This window comes from Candidatus Thiodiazotropha endoloripes (genome assembly GCF_001708965.1).
GTDB lineage: Bacteria > Pseudomonadota > Gammaproteobacteria > Chromatiales > Chromatiaceae > Thiodiazotropha > Thiodiazotropha endoloripes.
In genome coordinates this window covers 119,573-144,102 of the sequence record NZ_LVJW01000006.1, presented here as the reverse complement: position 1 = coordinate 144,102, position 24,530 = coordinate 119,573, and the positions used below count along the sequence as shown (strand labels likewise).

Here is a 24,530-nt window from a genome sequence, read left to right as displayed (position 1 = left end):
ACCTCAATCTCAGTTCCGGGAGTTAAGGCTTGAGCGTATACGAAGCCGACAAGTTGATCAGCCAGGCCAGGGTATTGGCCGCCGAGTATCGGCGTACCATGGGTAAGCCGCTGCCTGGCATCAGCAATGAAATTGCCGAATTCGATGCGATCAAAATATTGCAGCTGGAGCCCAACAACACGCCGGAGGGGGGCTTTAACGCCATTGATCCTGAGCGTGACGGTAAACGCGTCCAGATAAAATCCCGCACCATTTTCGATGAGAGCAAATCGGGACAGCGCATTGGTCAGCTGAAGCTGGATAAGAGCTGGGACAGCGTGGTGCTGGTACTCATGGATGAAGATTATGAACCCTATGAGATCTATGAAGCGGAACGGGAAGAGATTCTCGAATATATCGAGGAGAGCAGTAGCAACCGGGCCAAACGGGGGGCCATGTCAGTGGCCCGTTTCAAAATCATCGGAAGACTCGCCTGGACCAGAGAGAGTGGTCTTGAAGAGGAAGTCTGGGATAACCAGTCAGACTGAGGTCTCTCACCCGGCAGGTCGACACATTTTACCGCAGTACCCAGCTTTTCAATCCAATGCATCCTCCGGCCACTGAATCATGAAAGAGATTGCCGAGATCTTCGCCCCAGAAGGCTGGCTTGCGAGTCGTATCGAGGGTTTCTCCTATCGGCCGCAGCAGCAGGAGATGGCACAGCAGGTGGCCGAGATCATGCAGCAGGGCGGGGTGCTGATCTGTGAAGCGGGAACCGGGACCGGCAAGACCTTCGCCTATCTGGTACCGGCACTGATGTCCGGGCGCAAGGTGATCATCTCCACCGGTACAAAAAATCTTCAGGATCAGCTCTATCACCGGGATCTGCCGAAGGTGCGTCAGAGCCTCTCCAGTCCGGTCAGTACTGCCTTGTTGAAAGGGCGCTCCAACTATCTCTGCATCCATCGGCTGGAAAACACCCTGGTGGAAGAGATACGCCTGACCAAACAACAGCTCGGACAGTTGCAGGAGATCCGTGAATGGTCCACGACGACCAAAAGCGGTGATATCGGTGACATGTCGGAGATTCCGGAGGATGCCTCGATCTGGCCGGTGGTCACCTCCACCACGGACAACTGTCTGGGACAGGAGTGCAGCGCCTATAGCAAATGCTACCTGGTAGAGGCAAGAAAACGGGCCCAGGAGGCGGATCTGGTGGTCATCAACCACCACCTGCTGTGCGCAGATCTGGCGCTCAAAGAGGAGGGCTTTGGTGAACTGCTGCCCAGCGCCGACTGTTTTATTCTCGATGAGGCCCATCAGCTGCCGGAGGTGGCCGGCAACTTTTTCGGTGTCACCCTCAGCGGTCGTCAGCTGAATGAACTGGCCAAGGATTGCATCACCGAGTATCACAAGGAGGCCAAGGATACCCCGCAACTGATGGATCGTGCGGAGGTGCTCAAACGGGCCTCCCAGGATCTGCGGCTGGCCTTTGGCCTGGAGGTGCGACGTGGCGCCTGGTCCGAACTCTCCGATAACCCATCGGTCAATGTGCAGTTGGAAAATCTACAGCAGGCGCTGGATGATCTGCTTGAAGCACTGACTGCCATCGAAGGTCGGGGCAAGGGGCTGGACAGTATCAAGGAGCGTTGTGAAGTTCAGATCCAGCGGTTACAGGGGCTGTTGGATGATCAGGCCGAGGAGTCGATCCGCTGGTATGAGACCCAGCGTCAGAGCTTTCGCTTGAATCGCACCCCATTGGATATCGCGAATATCTTTCGAGGTGTGATGCAGGCCCACCACGCGGCCTGGATCTTTACCTCGGCGACCCTGGCGGTTGGTGACAGCTTTGATCACTTCGCCAACCAGCTGGGTCTGCAGGATGCGAAGACCCACTGTTGGGACAGTCCCTTCGACTATCCAAGGCAGGCTGTCTGGTATGTTCCTCAGGGTCTGCCGGAGCCCTCGGATGCCAACTTCAACCGGACCGTCTCGGATCTCTCTCTGCCGATCCTCAAAGCGAGTAATGGGCGGGCGTTTCTGCTCTATACCAGCCACCGGGCTCTGCAGGAGGCGGCGGAGTATCTGCAGGATAGACTCGACTATCCGATGCTGGTGCAGGGTACGGCGCCACGCACCGAGCTGGTGGAGCAGTTTCGTGAACTGGGGAATGCGGTGTTGTTGGGGACATCCAGTTTCTGGGAAGGGATCGATGTGCGCGGTGAGGCACTCTCCTGTGTCATTATCGACAAGCTGCCCTTCGCCTCTCCCGGCGATCCGGTATTGCAGGCCCGCATCGATGCGCTGCGTCAGCAGGGCGGGAATCCCTTCATGACCTTTCAACTGCCCCAGGCGGCAATTGCCCTGAAGCAGGGAGCGGGTCGTCTGATCCGTGATGAGACTGATCGTGGGGTGCTTGTGATCTGTGATCCGAGATTGCTGAACAAGCCCTACGGTAAAGTCTTCATCCGCAGTCTGCCGCCGATGACCAAGACCCGGGATCTGAGTGTTGTGCAGCGGTTTTTCTCATTGATGGGTGTACTGCAAAAACAGGCAGAGTAATGATTAGATCACCGGGTTAACAGACGTTGGTAAACGTCGACCGCGATCAGTTGTCTATAAGCTCAATCCACATTGATCGATGATCATGAAGCTGCTCGATGACAAATTTCTGCTGTTACTGGCCGCCCTGCTGGGTATTACGTTGGCCGCCTTTCTGTACGGGATTTTTCCCTATCCCTTTGGGCTGATAGTTCTGTCGATAATGATCTTTGCCAGGTTACTGTCTCTGCGGGGCTGAGAGCTCATCCGCTTCAATTCATACTGTGACTATTGCGCATCAGTAGATCCATTCTTTGCAACAGTTGCTGTTTCTTGTCACGTATCTTCGCCAGACCATCTGTCAGATCCTCATCGTTACCCTGTTGTTTCTGTTGATAGAGCTGCTTCGCCTGCTCATGCATCTGCTGATGCAGGGCAACAATCTGCTGATAGGCCGTAAGATGGTCATATCGTTGTCCGTCACTGTAGAGCCAGTCGCCGAAGCGGCATTGGTGATGATCCAGTTCCGGAAACTCAATCTCCTCACTACGCAGGGCCTCCTCCAGTGTGTTGATCCAGGCGCGGTGCTCGCTGGCTGCAAACAGTAGCGACAGGTCATCGCGACTCAATCTTTGCTGATGCTGCCAGGTTTCGAAGGGACGCCACTCTTTAACCCAAGCGGGAAACTCAGCGGCCGGCATAGGTTTGGCAATTCCATAACCCTGAGCGTGATCGCATCCCAGTTTGAGTAGCAGCTCTCCATGCTCAGGGGTTTCCACGCCCTCGGCAATGACGTTGCGACGAAATGCTGTGGCCATGCCAAGAATGCCCTCCAGAATCGCCAGATCATCCGGATCGATCAGCATATCCCGCACAAACGACCGGTCGATCTTGATTGTGGTGGCGGGCAGGTGCTTCAGATAGGAGAGCGAGGAGTAGCCAGTGCCAAAATCATCGAGCGCGAAACTGACGCCGAATTCGAGACATTCATGAATGATCTTGGAAACATGATTCATGTCGTCCAGTGCACTGGTTTCAAGTATTTCAAGCTGTAACCGATCGGATGCGATTGCGGGATAGCGCTGCACGATCATTTTCAGTTGATCAACAAAGTCAGTTCTCTGCAGCTGTCTGGCGCCGATGTTGACGCTGACAGAAGTCTTCAATCCAAGGTCATCCCATTGGCTTAGCTGGGCAAGTGCATTTTCCAATACCCACTCGCCCATCTCCACGGCGATATCATGATCCTCAATGACCGGTAGAAAACTGATCGGCATCAGTAGCCCCTGTTGCGGGTGCAGCCAGCGTATCAGTGCTTCCACACCAATCACCTGACCGCTCCTCATACTGACCTTCGGTTGGTAGTAGAGCTCGAACTCATTGTCGAACAGACCTTTTCTTATCCGCTGCAGGTCCTCCTTCTTGCCTCTCAGGCTCCTGTCATACTCAGTATCAAAGAAGCTGTAGCGGTTTTTACCCGCCAGTTTTGCCTGATACATGGCCTGGTCCGCCTGTCGTAACAGCTGATCCCCACCCACCTCTTCATCCTGGGGGTAGAGGGTTACTCCGATGCTGGCACTGACCTGTATCAGCTGGTTCTGTTGCTGGATTGGCCGGATGGCGGCTTCCATCAGACGGCGCAACATGGGATAGCAGGCTTCCCGGCTTTCGATATCACTGAGTACGGCGACAAACTCATCACCGCCGAATCTGGCGATGGTATCCCCTTGCCGCAGAGCACTCTCGAACCGCTTCGACATGCCGATCAGTACCAGGTCGCCTACATCATGCCCGTATCGGTCATTGATCTCCTTGAATCCATCCAGGTCGATATAGATCACGGCCAGTCTTTGTTCCCGGCGCTTCTCCTGATGCATCGCCTGGGTCAGACGGTCACTCAACAGCGCTCGGTTTGGTAGTCCGGTCAGCAGATCGTGGTTGGCGTGGTGTTCCAGTTGCAGCTGGTGCTCTTTCTGCAGGGTGATATCGGTACAGACGCCGACCCAACGATAGGGTCTGTTATCTTGGTCGAGTAACGGCAGGGCATGATCCTTCCAATAGCGATAGCTGCCATCGGCATGCCGAATACGGTACTCGTACCTGATCTCCTTGGTCGAGTTGCGGTGTAACTCGACACTGTTCTGCATCAGCTGCAGATCCTCCGGGTGGATCAGTTGCAGCCAGCTTTGAATGTCGTCAGACAAAAAGCCTTCTTTGTATCCAAGAATCTGATCCACATCCCCATACCACTTCAGTTCATCAGTCTCGATGTTCCACTCATAAATCAGATCGAAGGCCGCCTGACCCGCAATCCTGAAGCGCTGTTCACTCTCCTTCAATGCATCTTCAGCCCGTTTCTGCTCAGTAATGTCCAGTGAGATGCCGCAGAGCGCGTAGGTGGTGCCATCATCATGCCTGAGCGGCAGTTTGATAGATTGATAGACTGCGGTCTGACCGGTTTGTGGTACCGTGTTGGTTTCAACGGCGCGTATCGTCTCACCCTGCCGCAAAACTTTTTTGTCATTAATGCGTATGGCTGAGGCGCTGTACTCATCAAAGAACTTCTCATCGCCGTAGCCGATAATCTCATCCATCTCAGCATGCCAGAGGTCACGCACCTGCCGATTGGCAAACAGATAGTTACCATCCATGTCTTTGAGATAGATGAAGGCGTCCACATTGTCGAGTATCGTGCGCATCTCCTGTTCGCTTTTGATCAGCTGCTCACGGACTCTTTCGATATCTGTCAGGTCCCGGGCGATTGCGATCAGGTATTTGACGCTGTCCTGTACGACCAGCTGAGCATTGACCTCCATCGGGATCAGGTCACCGTTTTGATGTCGGTAGTTGCTCTCATAGACAGAGGTTTTAGTCGCTTCAAGCTGACGAATCATTTCATGCCACTGCTTTTTATCATCGATTTTTCCGTCAATCTCCCAGACACGCATCTGATGCAGATCTATGAGCCGATAACCGAGACTGCTGTAGGCGGCAGAATTGACATCCAGGAAAGTGCCATCTTCGGCATTGATGATATAGATACCATCATTGGATTGATCGAGTAGTTTCCGAAAGCGCTCCAGCTTTTGTTCGGCGTTTTTCCTGTCGCTGATGTCCTTGATATACTCGATGATATTGATCACTTGACCTGAATCGTCCTTGACCGGATAGACCGAGAACTCGATCCATCCTCTCTCTCCACTGATCAGGGTTACCGGTATAACATCCGTTTTTGGCAAACCGCTTTTGATGACTTGATGGCTTGGGCAACTATCGCAGAGCTCATCCCTGTCACGAAGAATCTGGTAGCATTTGCGGCCCGCCAAAGGCATAAGATGTCTGTAGTGCTCCTCCATCCAGCGATTGGTTCTGATGATATTGAAGTCGGTGTCCAGCACGATGATGCCATCCTGAATGGCATGGAAAACATCCTGCAGAAAAGTTTCACTGTCGCGTAGTGCAAGTTCGGTCTGCTTGCGTTCGGTTATATCCTGGACGATACCGGAAAGCCTTTCCGGATTGCCTTTATCATCCAGTACCCGTTCGGCTTTACAGTAGAGCCAGAGCTCATGGCTTCCAGGTAGTTGACTCTTGACGCGATACTCTATCTCGTGTTTTTGGCCACTGTCGATGGCTTTTCTCAGTGAGTCGGATACCGCTGGCCAATCTTCAGGATTGACAATCGTCGAGAGGAATTCGGGGCCCACCTCCTGCTCAGGATTGAGACCGAGCATGTTGTAGATATCGTCAGACCAGAAGGCCTTGCCTGACTTGATATCTATCTGCCAATAGCCGAGATGGGCTGTCTCCTGCGCCTCCTTGTAGGCGCGACGACTCTCTTTCAGTGCGGTCGCCATATGGTGCTGGTCGGTGTTGTCAAAAATGACACCAGCCAGTTTGATCGGTTTGCCGGCTTTGTTCTTAACGACTCTGACCAGGTCCAAAACCCAGATAACGTCCCCGTTCTGTTTACGCATTCGATATTCAAATGTGTGGTCCCGGCCTGCATCGGTTTCCGCGGAACAGAAAGCTCTGGCAAATTCCTGATCCTCATCGACCACCATGTTGAGCCAGGACTGCATATTGCGCCAATCACTCAGGGGGTATCCCAATATGCGTTTTGCATTGGGAGAGACATAGTTGAACTGGCCTGTGCTCAACTCCAACTCCCAGCTGATGGCATTCACGTTCTCCAGCAGGGAGAGATAGATACGGTTCTGATTGCGGAGTGCGTTTTCGGCCTGTTGGCGTGCGGTACTGTTGCGGAAGACGGCGTGAACATAGTTTCCATCAGGTTCGTGTATGATGGTTGATGTCACTTCACCGATGAGGATTTCACCACTGGAGGTGACAAATTCATTCTCAAACTTGATCTCAGTATCCCGGGCAATGGTCTTGAATGCAGCCCGGCTCTTTTCCATAACCTCAGGTTTGTCGGGGTGTAGTTGTGAAACATGCAGCTGGCAGAACTGCTCCGGTGAGTAGCCGAACAGTTTGCAGACGGCGGGATTGACGTCGAGGATCTTTCCCTTCAGATCATGGACAATGATACCGTCACCCGCCTGCTCGAACAGATTGCGGTACTTATCGTTGCGTTTGAGGTCTTTGAGATTGGCTCTGTTGGTGTGGAAAAACCAGAGGTAGATGACCAGCCCCAGCAAGATGAACAGGACAATTAGGAGTAGTGTCTGTACCGATGGGAAATAGAGATCAGTCATTAAATCAGAGCGCTGAGTGGTTAAGCCCGTGCAAAATGCTGAAATCCGTTTCAAAACTGGAAATTTCGCCTATGTCCTAATCATAGCGTCTGCTGCAGAGAATTCTGAAAGATTGATTATACTTAGAAATATCAGAATGTTGCGAACTTCTTAACTTGACCTGCAGCGCGGGTGCTAAGGGTGCATCTGGTCTGTCCGGATGTAGGCGTTACAGGCAGATGTTTGTTGAAGTCAGTGGTAGGAACCGGTAACGATCTGTCCCACTGCGTTGTAAGCAGAGTTGGAGCTGTCAGTGATGGGTAGAGCGTTTCAATTTCGCGTCCACACGCTTCATCTGCTTCATGATCACTTTGTCTCAGTCAGGTAAGGATTCAATAAAATACCCTGGGTGGGGGGTCCCCCAGGGTATAAGAACGATAAAACAAGGATTATCCTGATTCACTGTATGACTGAATCACAGAATTATTCGCTCTATGTCAGTCTCTATTTGTCATGCTGTTCAGTTATCCCAACGCATCTTATCGTAATCAGTTGCTCAAAGCGGCGCTGTAACTTCTGTCAATCACAGGAATATGGTGGTCCAGCCAGTTCTTGATAAACACCATGGTTCCATCTTCTATTTCCGTTTCGCCGGCGTGAAACTTTTTCTGTAGATCAGCACAGGTTTGTACCAACTGTTTATGCTCCTCCTTATGGGCATCAAGCCCTTTGTAGCCTCGCTCCTCCATTAAACGTTCTTCAGTTTCAAAGTGCACCACAACATAATCGATCAGGTTGTCCAGCGTGGTGCCAATATCCTGACGTGCACCGGTGGAGACAGCATCGTTCAAGGCGTTTACACGATTGAAAAGCTCCTTGTGCTGTGTATCACAAACATCCACTTTGGTGCTGTATTTTTCATCTATCCATTGCATTAAAGCCATGCTTTATTTCCTCTTTAGGTTATTTCCATATGGTTGATTCATCAACTGAACATCTCTGTCATGATTGCAGTCGGCTTTGTGCGGGTGGCTTCATTTGTAGAATAGTATTCAGAAGCCAAGCCTTTCCGTGTTTCAAAAAAACAGCAAAGCGATTCACTCATGTTAATTGTTATTTAGAGTGTCACGACTACCAGGCGCTTTGCTGGTCAGTTTATTCAGAGTGACAATTAATGATTGGTTGCAGTCGCGTTGAGTGAAACTGGAGCGTCCGCGCAATCTCTAGGATTGCGACACTGGAATAACGGGAATAGTTAGATTGGGTTTCCATTTTCAAAATAACAATCCATGAAGTAATCAGCGTACGATTAAAACAACGATAACTTTAATATCCAATCCGCTATCGCGATGGGAAAGAGATTCTTATATAAAATTCTGCGCATGTAAAGCAGTTAAATTTTACACTGTAGCAAGTTGTTAAGCAGGGCTGAAAATCCCTTGTTTTAAACACCGATATCGATGTAGGAGCGGGCTAGTTTCTGTAGTGCAATGATATAGGCAGATGTTCGATAGTCCTCAATTTCAGGCATCCGTTTTCGAACATCGATGATCTCCTGTAAGGCGAGTCGCATGCTGTCATCAAGGCCTGAACGTACCAGATCAAGTTCATCGGCCCCTCTGGATAGGTTGTCGCTGATCCAGTCAGGTACTTTCTCCCCACTGGTATGTTCCAGGGCGGCAAGAATGTGTCGTCCCCGGGATTCATCGAGTCGTCGTTCAATACGCCCGAACCGCATGTGACTCAGATTGCGAATCCACTCGAAGTAGGAGACCACCACACCGCCTGCATTCACATAGGCGTCGGGCAGGATGGTGATTCCGCGACTGCGAAGGATTCGATCTGCTTCGAACGTGATCGGACCGTTTGCCGCTTCCGCAATCAGATTGGTATGGATATTGGGCGCATTGCTCTCGGTGATCGCCGACTCCATGGCGGCCGGTATCAGGATGTCGCACTCGTGTTCCAGTACCGAGGCGCCGTCTTCGATAAACTGACCACCGGCAAAACCCTTCAGACCGCCATGGGAACAGCGGTGATAGTAGGCTTCTTCAACATGTATGCCTTCTTCATTGACGATGGCACCGTCACGCACGATGATACCGATGATCTTTGCACCATCCTCTTCGGATAGGAATTTCGCCGCGTGATAACCCACATTGCCCAGGCCCTGGATGATGATCCGTTTGCCTTCCAGTTCCCCCTCTAGACCACAGGCTCGCAACTCCTCTTTGTGGCGGAAAAACTCCTGCAGGGAGTATTGGACCCCACGTCCTGTTGCCTCGGTACGCCCGTTTACGCCCCCGTGAGCGACCGGTTTGCCGGTGACGCAGGCGAGTGCATTGATATCTTCCGGGTTCAGATGTTTATAGGTGTCGGCAATCCAGGCCATCTCCCGTTGACCCGTACCCATGTCCGGTGCCGGTACATTGGTGGAGGGGCTGAGGAAACCGGCACTTGCCAACTCACGGGCAAAACGCCGGGTGATCAGTTTCAATTCAGTTCGACTGTAGTTTTCCGGATTGATATAGAGGCCACCTTTGGAGCCACCAAAAGGTACATCCACAATGGCGCACTTATAGGTCATCAGGGCAGCCAGTGCCTCAACCTCCTGCTGATCAACCGACTCCGAATAGCGCAATCCCCCCTTAGCCGGTAACCGATGGATGCTGTGGACCGCACGCCAGCCGGTGAATACCTCCACCTTGCCACGGATCTCCACCGGAAAGCTGACCTGTAACACGGAGGTACAGCTCTTGATGGCATTGGCGATACCCGGCTCCAGATCCATATAGGCAAGGGCTCTGTCCACCATATGGTCGACACTCTGTCTGAAAGTCAGTCCTGTGGTCGGCTCATTCATCGATAGCTCTCCAGTATTTTTATTGTTGTAGCGTACGGCCGCCATCAACTGGGATGATCTGGCCGGTGATGTAGGGTGCATCCCGATGCAGGAACAGCAGGGTATTGACGATGTCCGACTCACTGCCGGGACGTTTCAGTGCGGTACGCTCCAGAATGGTCTGACGCGCTGCCTCACTCAATCCCTGTTCCGGCCAGAGAATCGCCCCCGGGGCGATGCCGTTGACTCTCACATCCGGTCCTAATTCCCGGGCCAGTGACTTGATCAGCATGGCATTGCCCGCCTTCGCCACCGAATAGATCGGATGGGCTTTGAGGGGTCTCAGGGCGTGAATATCGACCAGATTGACAATCGAGCCCTGTTGCTCGCGCAACAGTGGCGCTGCAGCCTGAGAGAGAAAGAAGGGGGCTTTCAGATTGCTGCCGATCAGATCATCCCAATCGGTCTCTGTGGCCTCATCCAACGGTGTTGGGTAGAAACTGGAGGCGTTGTTGACCAGCAGATCGAGACGGTTGTTGATCTGTCTGGCCTGATCGACCAGCCTGCCCAAACTTGCGGTGTCATTCAGGTCGGCCTGGGCCAGCCGTACCGAATCGGGTCGTTGCTGTTCCAGCTGCTGTTTGAGTTTTTCCGCTCCGGTTTTTGAATTTCTGTAGTGCAGCAGAATATTCATACCCTGATTATGCAGCTCGGTTGCAATGGCTGCACCGATCCGGTGTGCCGCACCGGTGATCAAGGCGGTTTGACCCGACAGAGAGGAATGACTTTGCGTCATTTGGTGACTCCATGTTTGAATGGTGTCCTCTACTCTAACGGATTCATATAGGTTTCTGAACTATGCCGGACTGTCTCAGCGCTCAAGCAGGAAATTCACCGCGGACACTACCCATGCCGGATACCAAAGCGCAGGCTGTCAGTGAGCGTCTGATGCGACAGATCGTTCGTGCCATTGAGCAGTCCGGTGGTGCGATACCGTTTGATATGTTCATGGACATGGCCCTTTATGCACCTGGCCTGGGATACTACGTGGCGGGCAGCCGAAAATTCGGTGATCAGGGGGACTTCATCACCGCGCCAGAGGTCTCACCCCTGTTTGCCCAGTGTCTGGCCCGTCAGTTGGCGCCGATTCTCGATCAACTGCCCTCTGCCGACATACTCGAGTTTGGTGCTGGCTCAGGCGTCTTGGCTGCCGACCTGCTGGAGGCGCTTGCCGCGCTTGATCAACTTCCGGATCGCTACCAGATTCTGGAGGTCAGCCCGGAGTTGAAGAGCCGCCAGAAATCCACCCTTGAGGCCAGGGTGCCTGATCTGCTGGAGCGGGTTGTCTGGCTGGAACACATGCCTGAGCAGTTCTCAGGTTGTGTGGTGGCCAATGAGCTGCTGGATGCACTTCCCGTTAGCCGATTTCGGATTGCGAATGGCACGATACAGGAGTGTTTTGTCATACATGATGGGGAGCAACTGAAGGCCGATTATCGTGAGCCGGTCACGCCGGGGCTTGAGTCAGCGGTGAAACAACTGCAGGCTCAGTACGGTCCTTTCAAGTCCATCTATCACTCTGAGGTGAATCTGCGTCAAAGTGCCTGGATAAAGAGTCTCGCCCAGGCGATCAGTCAGGGCGTGGTGTTGTTGATCGATTATGGCTACAGCAGTGCCGAGTATTACCATCCGCAACGGGATCAGGGCACGCTGATGTGCCATTACCGGCATCGTGCCCACAGCGACCCATTCCGTTGGGTCGGTATTCAGGACATTACCTGCCAGGTCGATTTTACCGCTGCCGCCAAAGTGGCGGTTGAATCCGGGTTCAGCCTCGGGGGTTATACAACCCAGGCACATTTTCTGCTGGCCAACGGACTCGATAGTCTGTTGGCCGATTCCGATCCTGAGGATGTGGCCCGGCACATGTCTCTGATGCAGGGGGTCAAACGGCTGACACTGCCGGCTGAAATGGGCGAACGTTTCAAAGTGCTGGGCCTGTTGAAAGGTATCCAGCTCAATCTGCAGGGCTTCTCCATGCGGGATATGTGCGAGCGTCTGTAGTCTCAGGCTGCTTGGTTATCACAGCGTTCATTTGCGGACTTAAAAAAAAACAACAAAGCAATTTAACCCCACTCTCGATTTCTTTGCGTTAGCCCTAATGAAACTCAACTCATTCGGGAGCAAACAATGAAATCACGACAATTGAGCCTAACTCTCGCTGCGGCCCTGTTGAGCGGGCTGCTGGCCGCCTGTGGTTCAGCGCCGGAGGCGGAGAGGGATCGGATTACCGACACCTCTGTGAAGCGGCATCAGCAGACACTGAATGAAGCGGTACAGAGTCCTGTGCCAGTTCAATCCATGCAGCAGGAGCAAGCCGAGATGGCTTCACAGGCCCCGGCCCGTTTGTCCCTCACCAGAGAGGCTTACACCAAGCAAAAAATCGCAGCTCTGCCACAGCTGCACAGGCCAACCGCCGAAGTTGACCGGGAACGCTACGGTGAACTGGCTGAAAATGGCATTCATTCGGTGGCCGAGTCACCGGTTTCCACCTTCAGCGTCGACGTGGATAGTGGCGCCTATGCGCTGGTCAGGCGGTTTCTCAACCAGGGGCGGATGCCGCCCAGAGACCTGGTTCGAGCGGAAGAGCTGATCAACTATTTCAACTATCACTATCCCTATCCTCACTCGGGACAGCACCCTTTCAGTCTGACAACCGAGGTGGGACCAACCCCCTGGAACAGGGATACCCGCCTGGTCCATATCGGTATTCAGGGGGTCGCCACGGCAGCCGATCTGCGACCGGCAGCCAATCTGGTGTTTCTGGTCGATGTCTCCGGTTCGATGAGTGATCAGAACAAACTCCCATTGCTCAAATCCGCCTTCAAACTTCTGCTGCAACAGCTCACTGGGGAAGACCGGGTCACTCTGGTGGTCTATGCCGGTGCATCCGGCGTGGTGTTGGAACCGACGGCCGGAGATCAGCGGGGCAAGATCGTTTCAGCACTGGCGCAGTTGGAGGCCGGTGGTTCGACCCATGGCTCGGCCGGTATCCAGCTTGCTTATGAGATGGCGGAGCAGGCCCATATCGAGGGTGGTATCAACCGGGTGATTCTGGCAACTGATGGAGATTTCAATGTGGGCACGGTCAATCACCGGCGCCTTGTGGAGATGATCGAACAGCAACGGCAACGGGGCATCTCATTGACCACATTGGGCTTTGGCCAGGGTAACTACAATGACCATCTGATGGAGCAGCTGGCGGACAAAGGTAATGGTAACTACGCCTATATCGACAACATCAACGAGGCCAGAAAAGTCCTGGTGGAGGAGTTGAGTGCGACCCTTGAAACCATTGCCAAGGATGTGAAAATCGAGGTTGAATGGAATCCGGCGCTGGTGGCTGAATATCGCCTGATCGGATATGAGAACCGATTATTGGCTGCTGAGGATTTCAATAACGATAAGGTTGATGCGGGAGATATCGGTGCCGGCCATACCGTGACAGCTCTGTATGAGATCGCACTGCATGAGAGTGAGGGGCAGCGTCTCTCACCACGACGCTACCGTTCGGCTACTGCCACAAGTCATCAGAAGGCGGGTGAACTCGCCTTTTTAAGACTGCGCTACAAACAGCCCGATCAGGATCGGTCACAACTGATCACCCAGCCAATCCTGTTGTCCGATCGAGAACAACTGTCAACGACCAGTGAAGCCTATCGCTTCAGTGCCGCGGTTGCCGGGTTTGCCCAACTGCTCAGGGGGGGACGCTATACGGAAGCGTTCGACTTTGATGATGCGGTGGAGTTGGCCAATACGGCCCGGGGTAAGGATCGGTTTGGCTATCGCGGTGAGTTTATCCGATTGGTCAGACTGGCAAGTTCGCTTGCCGCACCACTGACCCTAAATGAGTGAAGGTTTGATATGAGTCCGCAAATGAATGCTGATGAACACAAGTTTGGTTTCGACTGATATGATCCAGAGCTGCTCGGTGGCCAATGCCATATCCTTGAAACCCTGCAGTGAAGGATTTGCATTTGTTAGCACTCATCAGCGGACTATATTCTATAAATTAATAAACCAATGAATCGGGTCTCAACGGCATGAGTGACAAGGAGCAGAGTGATGAAGCGCTGTATCGACTGTTCCGTAAGGGGGATGACAGGGCTTTCGAAACCCTCTATCAGCGCTATCGTCAAACGCTTTATCTGTTTTTGTTACGCAGCAGCCACTGCACGGGTGATGCGGATGAGCTCTATCAGGATGTCTGGTCCAGAATCATCTCTGCCGGCAAACCGTTTGATGGCGGCTCATTCAAGGCCTATGCGTTCCGTATCGCCCGAAACCTGATCATCGATCGATATCGTCGTGCACATCTTACCTTGGTCACAGACCAGGAATCGTTGCATGAGTCGGTCCAGCCGGGTAAGTCTGTGGAAGAGCAGATGCATGATGAGGAGTGTAGTGAACGCTTGAAACGTTATATTGGACAGCTCCCGGTTGAGCAACGGGAAGTGTTTCTGCTGAAAGAGGAGGCGGGTTTAACGCTGGCCCAGATTGCGGCAATGATCGATACAGGTCGAGAGACGGTTAAAAGCAGAATGCGATATGCCCTGAAACAGTTACGCCAACGGCTGGAGGAGTGCTTGTGAGCGCATCAGACAAGCTCCCGGAGGATTCGGGACTCAACAGACTCTATCGGGCCGGGCGTCATGAAGCGCCAAGTGAAGCACTTGATCAGGCCGTTTTGAGCCGGGCGCGCAAAGCTACCGCAAAGTATAGGAACCGCTGGATAGTACCGCTCTCATCAGCAGCGCTGCTGTTGATAGGGATCGGTTTGTCTCTGCCGTTGATCGATCTGCGTCATGACGTTTACGATCAACCACAGCATCAACCAGCTCCGGCACCCCAGGCGGAATCACTCTCTGAAAGCGATCAGTCTTTGCAAAAGCCCGCTAAGGCACCTGCCAGTCGCGTAATCGAGCGGCAAAACCGGGCTGAGCCGGTTCCTCAGGCCGATATGGCTGCACCACCTCTGATGGAACAACGCGCCAAGACAAAAGTCCGCCAAGGCGCAGCTGAAAGAAAACAGCTTCAGGAAGCGCCAGAAACCATGATGCGGTCGATTGATTCTGAGAAAACCCACAGTACGCCGGAACGCTGGCTGACGGAGATTGAAGCGTTGATCGAATCCGGTCAGGATCAGGCGGCGAGGCGATCACTGAGTGCTTTTAGGGCGAGCTATCCTGACTATCCGTTGCCAAAATCCCTGCAGAGCTGGCAATCCACTCGATAGTAGTGGGGTGCAGTTGCTACGGTCAGATGTCGGTGAGCTTTTTAGCGGCGGTTTCCGCCGCGTTGAGGATATAGAACAGCAGGTAATCCATGGTGTTGATGCCGAGTATCCGCTCTGCCGCCTCTTCCCCGTGATTGTCGAGAAACAGCAGGGTAGGGGTGACAAATACGCTGTATCGTTGTGAAAAATCCGATGCAGCGACACGATTTCCCTGAAAGTCGTTGACCATTTCGCCCTCATCGATCAGCAGCTCTCGCACCAGGGCTGTCTGTTCAAAGTCTCCGCTGATACTCATCGGGTAGAGCACCTCCTGTTTCATCCGGTCGCAATATCCGCAGTGATATTGAGAGATCAGTAACACGATGGGTAGCTTCTTTTCCGTGGCCTCTGTGGCGAGTTCTTGTAAATCGTGGACCAGCGGAATAGCGCCCTGATCCGCATAGGCGGGGCTGAGGAGCAATAAACAGAGCAGGAGTGTGACCGGCAAAGGCAAATTGGATCGGATTGGCATGGATTGAATAACTGCTGGGCATAAAACAGCCCCAACAGGGTGCACTGGATTCGTGTTAACAGGCCCTGGTCAGTCGAGGGCTTCGTAGGATAACAGCAGAGATTTCTGCAACAGTCTCTCGTACTCTTCCTGGGAATTATAACCGACAATCGGGTCGGCGAGCAGGTTTCCTTCCGGATCCAGAATCAGCAGAGTGGGTACCGCAAATACCTGATAACGATCCTTGAATTGGCGGCTGCGAATGAGATCGCCATTGAAGTCGGTGATTTTCCCCCCCGCATAGATATCAATCTCTTTGATCACCGGAGGATTTTGTTCGGTTGAATCGGAAAAAGGTTTGAGAACCTCCTGCTTCAACCTGACGCAATAGCCGCAATCCTCGGACTCGAACACCACCATGATAACGGTGTGGTTTTGTCGTGCCAGAGCTGAGGCATCCGCCCAATTGGTATTGGAGTTGAGGGATTCGGCAACACTCAGTCCGCTGCCGAAGAGAAGAAACATCGAGATCAAATACTTCTTTATCATCAGGATTTAACTACATGAATGATGACTTGGAAATGTAGTATATACAAAATTTCTAATATTGCAATCTATATGGTTTATATATACTCAGTATTGATTCTGTATGTGAAAGATTTCACTTTTATCAGAGTATCGGCGTAGAAAAAATAGCAATATGCTATATTTGATGAGCGTCGTGTTAAAACTTGTGCAGGTATCCACTGGAATCCCTGAAATGTGCGAGTCCGGCCCGGCTGTCACGCCTGATTCACTCAACAACCTTCCGGTAACGGTCGAAACGCTTTCGGTAGCCCTGGTCGGCCAGGTAGCGAGGAACATGACTCTGGATGGATTGGGGTGTGATGCCCAAGGTCAGCAGGCCGTTGTTTGTACAGACACTGTCAGTCTGCAGTGAGAGGTAGTTGTCCATGGTAAAGGGCTTGCCGGGCAGCAGGCCAAGCAGCCTGGCCTGCAGGCGCGAGAGGCTTGGATTGAGCGGTACAATCAAACGGTGGATCCCCAGCTGACTGGCACAATACCTGACCAACTCTTTCAAGCTGTAGACCTCCGGACCGCAGAGGTCATAATGGGCCCCGGCAGTCGATGAGTCCTCAAGTGCGCGGGCGAAGGCTTCCGCGACATCCCCTACATAGACAGGGGCGAAACGACTGTCAGGGGAGGCGAGTGGAAATAATCCGGGTGAAAGGCTTAACAGAGAGGCAAAGCGGTTGAAAAGTCCGTCTCCCGGGCCAAAGATCACAGACGGTCTAAAGCTGGTTACTGTCAGTGCTGAGCCACCATGGGTATGAGCACGATTTTCACCCTCGCCCTTACTCCGCAAATATTCACTGGAACCCTTGCCTGCATCGGCGTGGAGTGCACTCATATGCAGCAGTCGGGTTGCTCCGCTTTTGATTGCAGCTTCAACGATCTGATCCACCAGTGCCACATGAGTCGACATGAAACTGGCTTTTTTTGTCTCGTTGAGGATGCCTATTAGATTGATAATGCTCTGACAGCCAGCAAAGTGTTGCTGCAGGCTGGGGGAGTCAAATTGACTGACTTTCACCAGCTCCACACCCGGGTAGACTTTCAATTCGGCATGGCGTTGTGGATGGCGGGAAAGCAAGCGGCATGGGTAACCCCGCTTACTCAATACCGATACCAGTCGGTGACCGACAAATCCACTACCACCAAGTATACAAATTCGATTCATAGTCTGTTCCCTGTCATCGGTATAGCGGGTTGATTATCCAGAGCCTGATCTCTTTTCTGTGCCTGGGAAGGCTTTGCAGCTTTGCAAATACTTTTACAGGCTGGACAAGGCAATCTGTGCTTGGCTGCGAAATATTAACCAGATCGATGAAGATGGCAATACCCAGGCGGCCATTTAACCCGGTTGAAATCAATCTATTCGCGAGCCTGGGTAGTTGACTGACAAGTTATTCTTCCATCGGATAGGTGGGCTCTTCCACCGGATCCGGGTCACTGAGCGGTTCGGTTTGTGGTTGGGGGCTCGGTATCAGGGTTTGCGGCGGAATCGGAATAGGCAGCTGTTTGAACAGCAGTAATACACCCTCCCGGTTACGCATGATCATCCGGCCGCTATCGAGTGCATACTGATAGGTCTGGGACATACCATTCGACAGGTCGTGCATGTGTAGAAGATCCCCTTCGATCTGATAGCGCCCGTCACGGTATGTCTCCGTATCGGCATAGACACGAAAATAGCCATACATCACCAGTACGATCTCTCCACCCTGACCAATCCAGATACCATCGACTTCAGAGCGAGGCTGGGTTGTGTAATGGGGGGGCATAGGGTAAGGCCCGGAAGGCTGTGCTGGCGGATAGTACTCCGGATAGGTTGGTGGGGACCCGTAGGGGTAGGGATTCGGGTTGATCCGGTAGCTGTCGTTATACCAGTTGTCTCCCCGTTTATAGCGATGAGCCAGATCACCCATGGTGTCCATCATGGCAAGCATGGCGCTACTCATGATCTGGGATGCGGAATTTGCCGCATGGCTTTGGGATAAGCCCAGCGGAAGCAGCAGCATCAAGCAGATCAAGCTTTTCCTGAGCCAACCCATAGCAGACTGTTTGCGTTTCAAATTGTATCGCTTGAAGTTGTACAAGCCATGCAATTGCCCGCTACTGGTGAGGTTTGCAGGCAACAAACAATCTTTTTTTTCAACAGGGTGATGGTCCATGACTTGTTCACAGGTTCCTTAAACAAGATCCAGGTTGGTGGTGATGGAAGGCATGTTTTGAGATTCCAATATTCCGCGATGAAATCGATCGATTTTGCTGGATTGTAACTCGTCTACCTTGCACCTGTATTAAGCTCTGCAGGAGTTCAGTTCGATTGCAGCTTAATCGTGTTACGCCAATCATTTCATGCCGATGTGCAAGTGGCACTCTAAACATACTATGGCTGTGGATTGATAATTGCAATTTATCGGCCGGGTTATTCGCTTGGGATTGTTAACATCTATCCGATCGGTCCAGTTGGGGCTGTTTAGTGACCATCAAGGCGGGATGTGTGTGGTCAAGCCCGGCCGGATGAGCAAACCATAATCCAGCTGGGTCTGTTGGATTTGTCTTAACTTGACCAATAACGGTCGCCACACTGCAAAAATGCATGATATCATCGGATTATACTTTACAGTTCGTGACATACATTAATCGTGATTGTTGTGATATTGTAATTTCTTTCAGAGCCTGTTCCTGACTTTTTAGACTGATTCTACGGGTTTTGGTTTTATGTGAAGTGTCACCATCGGTGCATGATGCGCTTTACAATTGAATGTTCACTCTGACCGGCGGTTGTTTTAGCATCTTGCCGAATTGAGATTACTAGAAATATTATGCCGTTACGGAGGGTTTGATGAGTTCTCAAGGGGGAGCAGCAGAAGAGCGCAGAACCGTCACTCGAGATCTGATTGACAAGCTCTTAAAAGAGCGACAAGAGATGTTGGTCTTGTTTTGTGAAGTGGCAGGTCTGGAGCCATACCACCGGTCTGCTTCATTGGATCAGCAGTTACAGACCTTTTGTCAGGTTCTGATCGACTACATCGCATTTGGCCACTTTGAAGTCTTCGGTCATGTGAGTAACGGCAATGAGCGACGCAGCGGCGTACTGCAGGTCGCCGAAAAAATCTATCCAGAGTTCGTCAGGGCGAGTGAAATCGCAGTCAGTTTCAATGACCGCTACGATCTGTCTGACCATGAGTTACAGCTGGACCACTTATCGGAAGATCTTTGTCAACTTGGTGAAGAGCTGGCTGTGCGAATCGAACTGGAAGATCAGCTACTGGCAACCATGCTTGACCGATAGTCCGGATTGACCAGGCAATGGTGTAACCCAGTGTTTATACCAAAAGTGATCTGCCCTACTTAAGATCATCGACATAACATTACTGCCACTAATCCATCTGATTCCTCCCCAAGAGCGATTGGGCTGACGGCAAAAACATGCAGTCGGATCAATTATTGATCGCTGTAATATTAAAACGGTGTTCACATTTCTGTTCTGATGTGAATAAATCTCATTTTGTAACGTTTAATTCTTGACCCTCATCATCTAGACTCACACAATGTAACTTGCTGAGTTTCATGATAGTTTTACGGTGGCCTGGTTGGATGCAAAGTTCATGTCAGCTGAACTTTCAGGAGGGCCCACCGAACCATCAATCCACCAATACATTGAGGATTTGTATCACCTTGGGCGTTCAACCGAATGTTGCAGAATTTCTTGCGCCGCTACGACGCTGTCCCTCATGGCAGGTCAGTCTGGAGCAGTTTCAAATCGGCATAGACAATCGACGTATCGATGTGGCGATCAGCCATCAATTCCGTAGTTCACTGTTATCCCTGGTTGACAAGATTGTCCACGAAGATCTGGCTAAACATGGTTGGGCCCATACCGGACAGTTCTCGTCCGGTGCGGATATCGAGAGTTTTAAATCAAACTATCGCAGTATTCTGCAGGGTGCGCTGGAACAGATTCATGCCAATGCGGCAGTCAAAGAACTGCTGCAATTGCTGCATCTGGTGTTACTCAAGTTGATGTTGGATGCACCACAGAGTGCGCTAACGAGGCTGCGGGGACAGTTACAGCAGGATGTCGAATCCACTGCCGATCTGCACAGTGGCAGAGCCATGGAGATGCACGAACGGCTGGTCAGTCTGGCCCGCCTCGAACCGGGGATTCGTTACCGTACCTTGAGTCGCCTGTTCAAGATCGTACAGCGCCTTGAATCGAAGGAGCTGCGCAAAATGCGTAAATCCGTTGTTGGCAACTCCTGGGTAGTCTCGAAGCAGATCTTGTTCAATCCGTTACTGCATCTTCCGGATCTTACCAGTGAAGAGTATCTGCTGAATCACTATCCGTTGCTTTGTGTCGATCGGGAAGGCGGCAACTACTTTGATCTGGCTAATCGCTATATCACCACAACCTACAGCAACTATCTCCCTGAATGGGCGAAGCCTCAAGCGCCTGAAGTCGATAGCCCGAAATCGGGAGATACGACTCAGTTTCAAATCACCCAGCGAGAGCGTCATAGCGGATTTTCAGATTTTCTTGAGGGTCAACGATTGTTGGAACGCAATCTTTCTGCTCAAGAGTTCAAGGAGATTTATGTCAGTTGGTTGGATGACCCGAGAAATATGGAGATGCTGCTTAAGCAGAGTGGTGACGCCAAGAGTGGTTGGTTTTCCCGTGCTCCTGTTAAACACAACAAGGGGCTCTGGGATGATCCCGAGTTCAATCAAGTACAGCAGCAGTTGAAATCGAACCTGCTGAAACAGTTTGATCGATCCGGACTGACGCGTCGTGCAATTGCGGCTTATCGTACAGAAAAACTCTATCGGCAGTTTAACGGTTTGCTCTCAAATCGGGATATTTATCACTACCTGGTGGATGCGCTTCCGAAAAGAACTCTACTGAAAAAACTCTCATCAACAGCCGACAAAGGTGCATCGGTTGTCAAGGCGCTTGATGTTGTCCATGGATATATCCGCCGCATGCCGGCAAACAAGCAACAGAGCTATGCGATACGCTATCTGAAGGATTTTCTAACCTTCCGCAGAGATCTGAAGCTGGCCTACTACACCTATCAACAGATGAGCCAATTGAATATTTTGCAGGACAGCGAAAGCATTCAGTTGTCGCGGGATAACGGCAGTCTGTATGAGTTCCGTCTCAGTCAGGATGCTGATGCACAGGAAGGCAAGATCAAAGCTCATGCAATTCTCAAAGCGGATGTCAGAGGTTCTACTGAAATCACCAGTCAACTGGTTGAGAAACGGCTCAACCCGGCCACCCATTTCAGCATGAACTTTTTTGGACCGATCACCAAGCTGCTGAATCGCTTTGGTGCCAAGAAGGTGTTTGTTGAGGGGGATGCTCTGATCCTCAGTGTTCTGGAGACAGGCGCTATGACCACTCAGGGGATGACGGTCGCCAATGCCTGTGGTCTGGCGAGAAAGATTCTGCTGGTCATGGAAGCACAAAACAACCAGAACAGTGCACATAATCTGCCTAAACTGGAGTTGGGCCTGGGTATTGCGTTCAGTAGTGAGGCACCGGCCTATCTGAATGATGAGCAGCGTAAAATCATGATTTCACCCGCCATCAACGAAGCAGACAGATTATCGTCCTGTTCCTCTGAGTTACGCTATGACACCAGTTGGCGTAAAAGCCAACGTCATCGTGTTGAGGTTTTTTCCGATGATGGCGGTAGTGATAAAAAAAGTGCCAGACGACTGCGTTACAATGTCAACGGAATTGAGTTAGCTCCTCCCGCATTCAAAAAGCTTAAATCGGAAATGGTACTGCACAAGATGAAAGTGCATAGCCGTTCCGGTGAAGGGGATACCTATCATGTAGGCAGGTTTGTCGACCGCAGGGGCAGTGCTCACTGGCTGGTCATCAGAGAGGCTGTGATCAAGACCTGGCAGCGTGAGAATAATATGCCCAGTGCGGTACTGGCCGATGCCAGTTTCTATGAAGTAGTGACCGATCCGGAACTGATCAGTAAGGTTAAAAAACGCCTTAACGCAAAACGCGCACCGAATCAGATGGATGGTCAGCAGACAGAGGAGGTTATTCCTCTCAGCCTGGAGTCAGACTCCTGAAGCCCGGTTTTTGGCCTCGATTGGAGCCAACCACTTTTTAGGGACCACTTTGGACTGTTCACCGAGACGGTAGTTATAGATCACCGTATAGGCCAGTACCCGCTTCAGATACTCCCTGGTCTCGTGGAAGGGGATCGTCTCAATCCAGATATCGGTGGCCTGAGTTTGATCTGGCAACCAGCTTTTCACTCGATGTGGGCCTGCATTATAGGCCGCTGTCGCCAATACCGGATTCTCCTGTAACTGTCGGTAAATCTTATTCAAATAACCGGTACCCAGCCTGATATTCACTTCCGGCCGAAACAGATCGTCCAGTTTGAGCGGCGTATGTTTAAGCTCCTTCGCTACCTGCTTGGCGGTTTTTGGCATCAGCTGCATCAGGCCCCTTGCCCCGGCTGAGGATCTGGCATCACTGATAAAAGCGCTCTCCTGGCGCAGTATGGCATAGACCCAGGCTCGATCGATGCCGTGCCCCCGGGCCTGCCCGGTGATGGTCTCCTGGTGCGCCAGGGGAAAGCGCAACTCCAGATCGTTCCAGTGGCGTAGTTTCGCCAGGGTGATGATGCTTTGTGATGGCCAGTTCCAGTTTTGCGCCAGGTGTGCTGCCGCCTTCAACTCATCTGGTGTGGCATTTTTCAGTGCCAGGTTCCACTCCCTGCGGGCTGACATGGGGCGCTTCAGGGTGTGCAGTTCACGGGCTCTTTGCAGACCTGGGTTCAAGGCCATTACGGCTGTGATCGCCTGATCTGACTGCAGTGCGATATGCTCCAGTTTCGGCGGTATTCCCAATTGGTTCGCCGCCATGAAGCCATAGTAACTGCGCTCCTGGGAAAGGCGCCTGAGAATTGCTCTTGCTTCATTTTCCCGATCCAGCTTGGTCAGGGCACGGGCATGCCAGTATTGCCATTGGGCCTGCTGTTTTTCCGTTGCAGAGAGGGATTCCACGAGCTGCAGTACCCAAACCCAGTCATTAACCTGGAGCGCGGCCTGCAGGGTTTTCTCCGAAACTCTACTATCCAGTTTCAGCTGTTCCGGCAGGAGCTGGTTGAAACGCTGAGTAAGCTGCTTGTCCGGTTCTCTTGCCAGTCCACCGGCCAATGCATAGATCGCCTTTTGTTGCTGTTTGTCTGAGAATACCCCCATGGGTTGGAGTTTTTCCCATGCCCCGAATGCCGCTTCCACATCGCGCCAAGCCAGTTTTTGGATGATCTGGATGGCCATCTCATCCTTCATCGGGTGATCGATGCCATACAGCTTCGCAACTTTACGGGGTTGGCGATAGAGTTTCAGCCAGAGGTCTGCGATCTGCTGCTCCGGTTTACTCAGATAGCGTTTCAGATAGTTGGCCAACCTGGTCTGACGCTGGGACATCGCCATATTGAATCGTTGCCAAACCTGCTGTTCAGTGAGATGACCTGCATCGATCCAGCTTTTGAATACCGGGTCGCATACCTTGGGTTGGGATCTGCCGCTGAGCCACAATCCGGGAACCTCGGAGTAGGCCTGTTCAGTCTGTCCGGTTTCTAGCATGGCCTGGAGTCTGCGACACTGCTGTCTGACACTGCCTCCGGGCTTGGAGAATTGCAGATAGGTCTGCCAAAGATTGTGTTTCGACAGAAACCTGAGCCACTGATTGTTGAGCATACTCTGCAGTGGTGTCCCTTCGAGGCGAGAGAGTCTGTTGCTGATGCTTTGAACTGATTGCTGGTCGATATGTTTCACCGTCTCCTGGTAATCCAGGTAGACCAGTAGCGGGTAGCCAATCAACTCCTCTCTTAAGGCCTGGTAGGTTGCCAGGTCACCTTTTGAGAGTGCTGTCTCAGCTTGCAGGAAGCGTTCTCTTTGTAACGCCAGATTCTCTTCATTCAGATTGACCTCAACTGCCAGGCTAGTGATGGGCAGCAGACTGATCAACAATCCGAAGCAGAGCGATTTGGCAAAAACAGATGTCATGGTCATTTAGGTCATCCGTTGCAGGTATTCTACCAACGGGATGCTCTGCTGATATCAGATCACCCCAGT

General features: G+C 52.0%; 18 protein-coding genes. 9 read left to right on the top strand and 9 right to left on the bottom strand.

The window, feature by feature from the left end:
• Positions 1 to 29: 29 nt before the first annotated feature.
• From A3193_RS11265 to A3193_RS20705, 3 genes are all read left to right on the top strand, one after another.
• The gene (locus A3193_RS11265; RefSeq protein WP_069006204.1) at positions 30 to 527 is read left to right on the top strand and encodes a hypothetical protein; all 498 of its coding nucleotides are present in this window, start codon (positions 30 to 32) and stop codon (positions 525 to 527) included.
• A gap of 79 nt (positions 528 to 606) precedes the next feature.
• Complete coding sequence (locus A3193_RS11260) at positions 607 to 2,541, top strand: DNA repair helicase YoaA (protein WP_069014861.1); 1,935 nt, start codon at positions 607 to 609, stop codon at positions 2,539 to 2,541.
• An 85-nt stretch (positions 2,542 to 2,626) separates the two neighbouring features.
• Positions 2,627 to 2,779, top strand: a complete 153-nt coding sequence (locus A3193_RS20705; RefSeq protein ID WP_201258720.1) for a hypothetical protein — start codon at positions 2,627 to 2,629, stop codon at positions 2,777 to 2,779.
• Between the two features lie 13 nt (positions 2,780 to 2,792).
• Here the strand turns inward: A3193_RS20705 and A3193_RS11255 are convergent, their stop codons facing one another.
• From A3193_RS11255 to A3193_RS11240, 4 genes are all read right to left on the bottom strand, one after another.
• Positions 2,793 to 7,238, bottom strand: a complete 4,446-nt coding sequence (locus A3193_RS11255; protein ID WP_069014860.1) for a PAS domain S-box protein — start codon at positions 7,236 to 7,238, stop codon at positions 2,793 to 2,795.
• A 527-nt stretch (positions 7,239 to 7,765) separates the two neighbouring features.
• On the bottom strand, positions 7,766 to 8,161 hold the full coding sequence (locus tag A3193_RS11250) for a bacteriohemerythrin (RefSeq protein ID WP_069014856.1): 396 nt from the start codon (positions 8,159 to 8,161) through the stop codon (positions 7,766 to 7,768).
• 500 nt (positions 8,162 to 8,661) lie between these two features.
• Positions 8,662 to 10,080, bottom strand: a complete 1,419-nt coding sequence (locus A3193_RS11245; protein ID WP_069006200.1) for a Glu/Leu/Phe/Val family dehydrogenase — start codon at positions 10,078 to 10,080, stop codon at positions 8,662 to 8,664.
• A gap of 19 nt (positions 10,081 to 10,099) precedes the next feature.
• Positions 10,100 to 10,855, bottom strand: a complete 756-nt coding sequence (locus tag A3193_RS11240; RefSeq protein WP_069006199.1) for a pteridine reductase — start codon at positions 10,853 to 10,855, stop codon at positions 10,100 to 10,102.
• Between the two features lie 113 nt (positions 10,856 to 10,968).
• Here A3193_RS11240 and A3193_RS11235 point away from each other — a divergent pair, with 113 nt between their 5' ends.
• The 4 genes from A3193_RS11235 (at position 10,969) to A3193_RS11220 (ending at position 15,355) form a co-directional block, all read left to right on the top strand.
• Positions 10,969 to 12,123, top strand: coding sequence for a class I SAM-dependent methyltransferase (locus A3193_RS11235; RefSeq protein WP_235614980.1), 1,155 nt, complete (start codon positions 10,969 to 10,971; stop codon positions 12,121 to 12,123).
• Positions 12,124 to 12,249: 126 nt separating this feature from the next.
• Positions 12,250 to 13,974: a vWA domain-containing protein gene (locus A3193_RS11230; RefSeq protein WP_069014854.1), complete on the top strand. Its 1,725-nt coding sequence runs from the start codon at positions 12,250 to 12,252 to the stop codon at positions 13,972 to 13,974.
• Positions 13,975 to 14,162: 188 nt separating this feature from the next.
• Positions 14,163 to 14,711 carry a sigma-70 family RNA polymerase sigma factor gene (locus A3193_RS11225; protein ID WP_069006196.1) on the top strand — a complete coding sequence of 183 codons (549 nt, stop codon included), beginning with the start codon at positions 14,163 to 14,165 and terminating at the stop codon, positions 14,709 to 14,711.
• Positions 14,708 to 15,355: a hypothetical protein gene (locus A3193_RS11220; RefSeq protein WP_069014850.1), complete on the top strand. Its 648-nt coding sequence runs from the start codon at positions 14,708 to 14,710 to the stop codon at positions 15,353 to 15,355. Before A3193_RS11225 ends, A3193_RS11220 begins: the two co-directional genes overlap by 4 nt.
• A gap of 22 nt (positions 15,356 to 15,377) precedes the next feature.
• Here A3193_RS11220 and A3193_RS11215 read toward each other — a convergent pair whose 3' ends face one another.
• The 4 genes from A3193_RS11215 to A3193_RS11200 all read right to left on the bottom strand — a co-directional run bounded on the left by A3193_RS11215 (position 15,378) and on the right by A3193_RS11200 (position 18,427).
• A complete protein-coding gene (locus tag A3193_RS11215; protein WP_083218443.1) occupies positions 15,378 to 15,866 on the bottom strand; it encodes a thioredoxin family protein in 489 nt (162 codons plus the stop codon).
• A gap of 69 nt (positions 15,867 to 15,935) precedes the next feature.
• The gene (locus A3193_RS11210; RefSeq protein ID WP_083218442.1) at positions 15,936 to 16,394 is read right to left on the bottom strand and encodes a thioredoxin family protein; all 459 of its coding nucleotides are present in this window, start codon (positions 16,392 to 16,394) and stop codon (positions 15,936 to 15,938) included.
• Between the two features lie 244 nt (positions 16,395 to 16,638).
• Positions 16,639 to 17,586, bottom strand: coding sequence for a complex I NDUFA9 subunit family protein (locus A3193_RS11205; protein WP_069006193.1), 948 nt, complete (start codon positions 17,584 to 17,586; stop codon positions 16,639 to 16,641).
• Between the two features lie 226 nt (positions 17,587 to 17,812).
• Positions 17,813 to 18,427: a hypothetical protein gene (locus tag A3193_RS11200; RefSeq protein ID WP_141694787.1), complete on the bottom strand. Its 615-nt coding sequence runs from the start codon at positions 18,425 to 18,427 to the stop codon at positions 17,813 to 17,815.
• Positions 18,428 to 19,257: 830 nt separating this feature from the next.
• Here A3193_RS11200 and A3193_RS11195 point away from each other — a divergent pair.
• Positions 19,258 to 19,707 (top strand): Rsd/AlgQ family anti-sigma factor, encoded by a 450-nt coding sequence (locus tag A3193_RS11195; RefSeq protein WP_069006191.1) that lies wholly within the window; start codon positions 19,258 to 19,260, stop codon positions 19,705 to 19,707.
• 305 nt (positions 19,708 to 20,012) lie between these two features.
• The gene (locus A3193_RS11190; RefSeq protein ID WP_069014848.1) at positions 20,013 to 22,508 is read left to right on the top strand and encodes a nucleotidyl cyclase domain-containing protein; all 2,496 of its coding nucleotides are present in this window, start codon (positions 20,013 to 20,015) and stop codon (positions 22,506 to 22,508) included.
• Here the strand turns inward: A3193_RS11190 and A3193_RS11185 are convergent.
• On the bottom strand, positions 22,497 to 24,467 hold the full coding sequence (locus A3193_RS11185; protein WP_069014845.1) for a transglycosylase SLT domain-containing protein: 1,971 nt from the start codon (positions 24,465 to 24,467) through the stop codon (positions 22,497 to 22,499). The genes A3193_RS11190 and A3193_RS11185 overlap by 12 nt on opposite strands.
• Between the last annotated feature and the right edge of the window lie 63 nt (positions 24,468 to 24,530).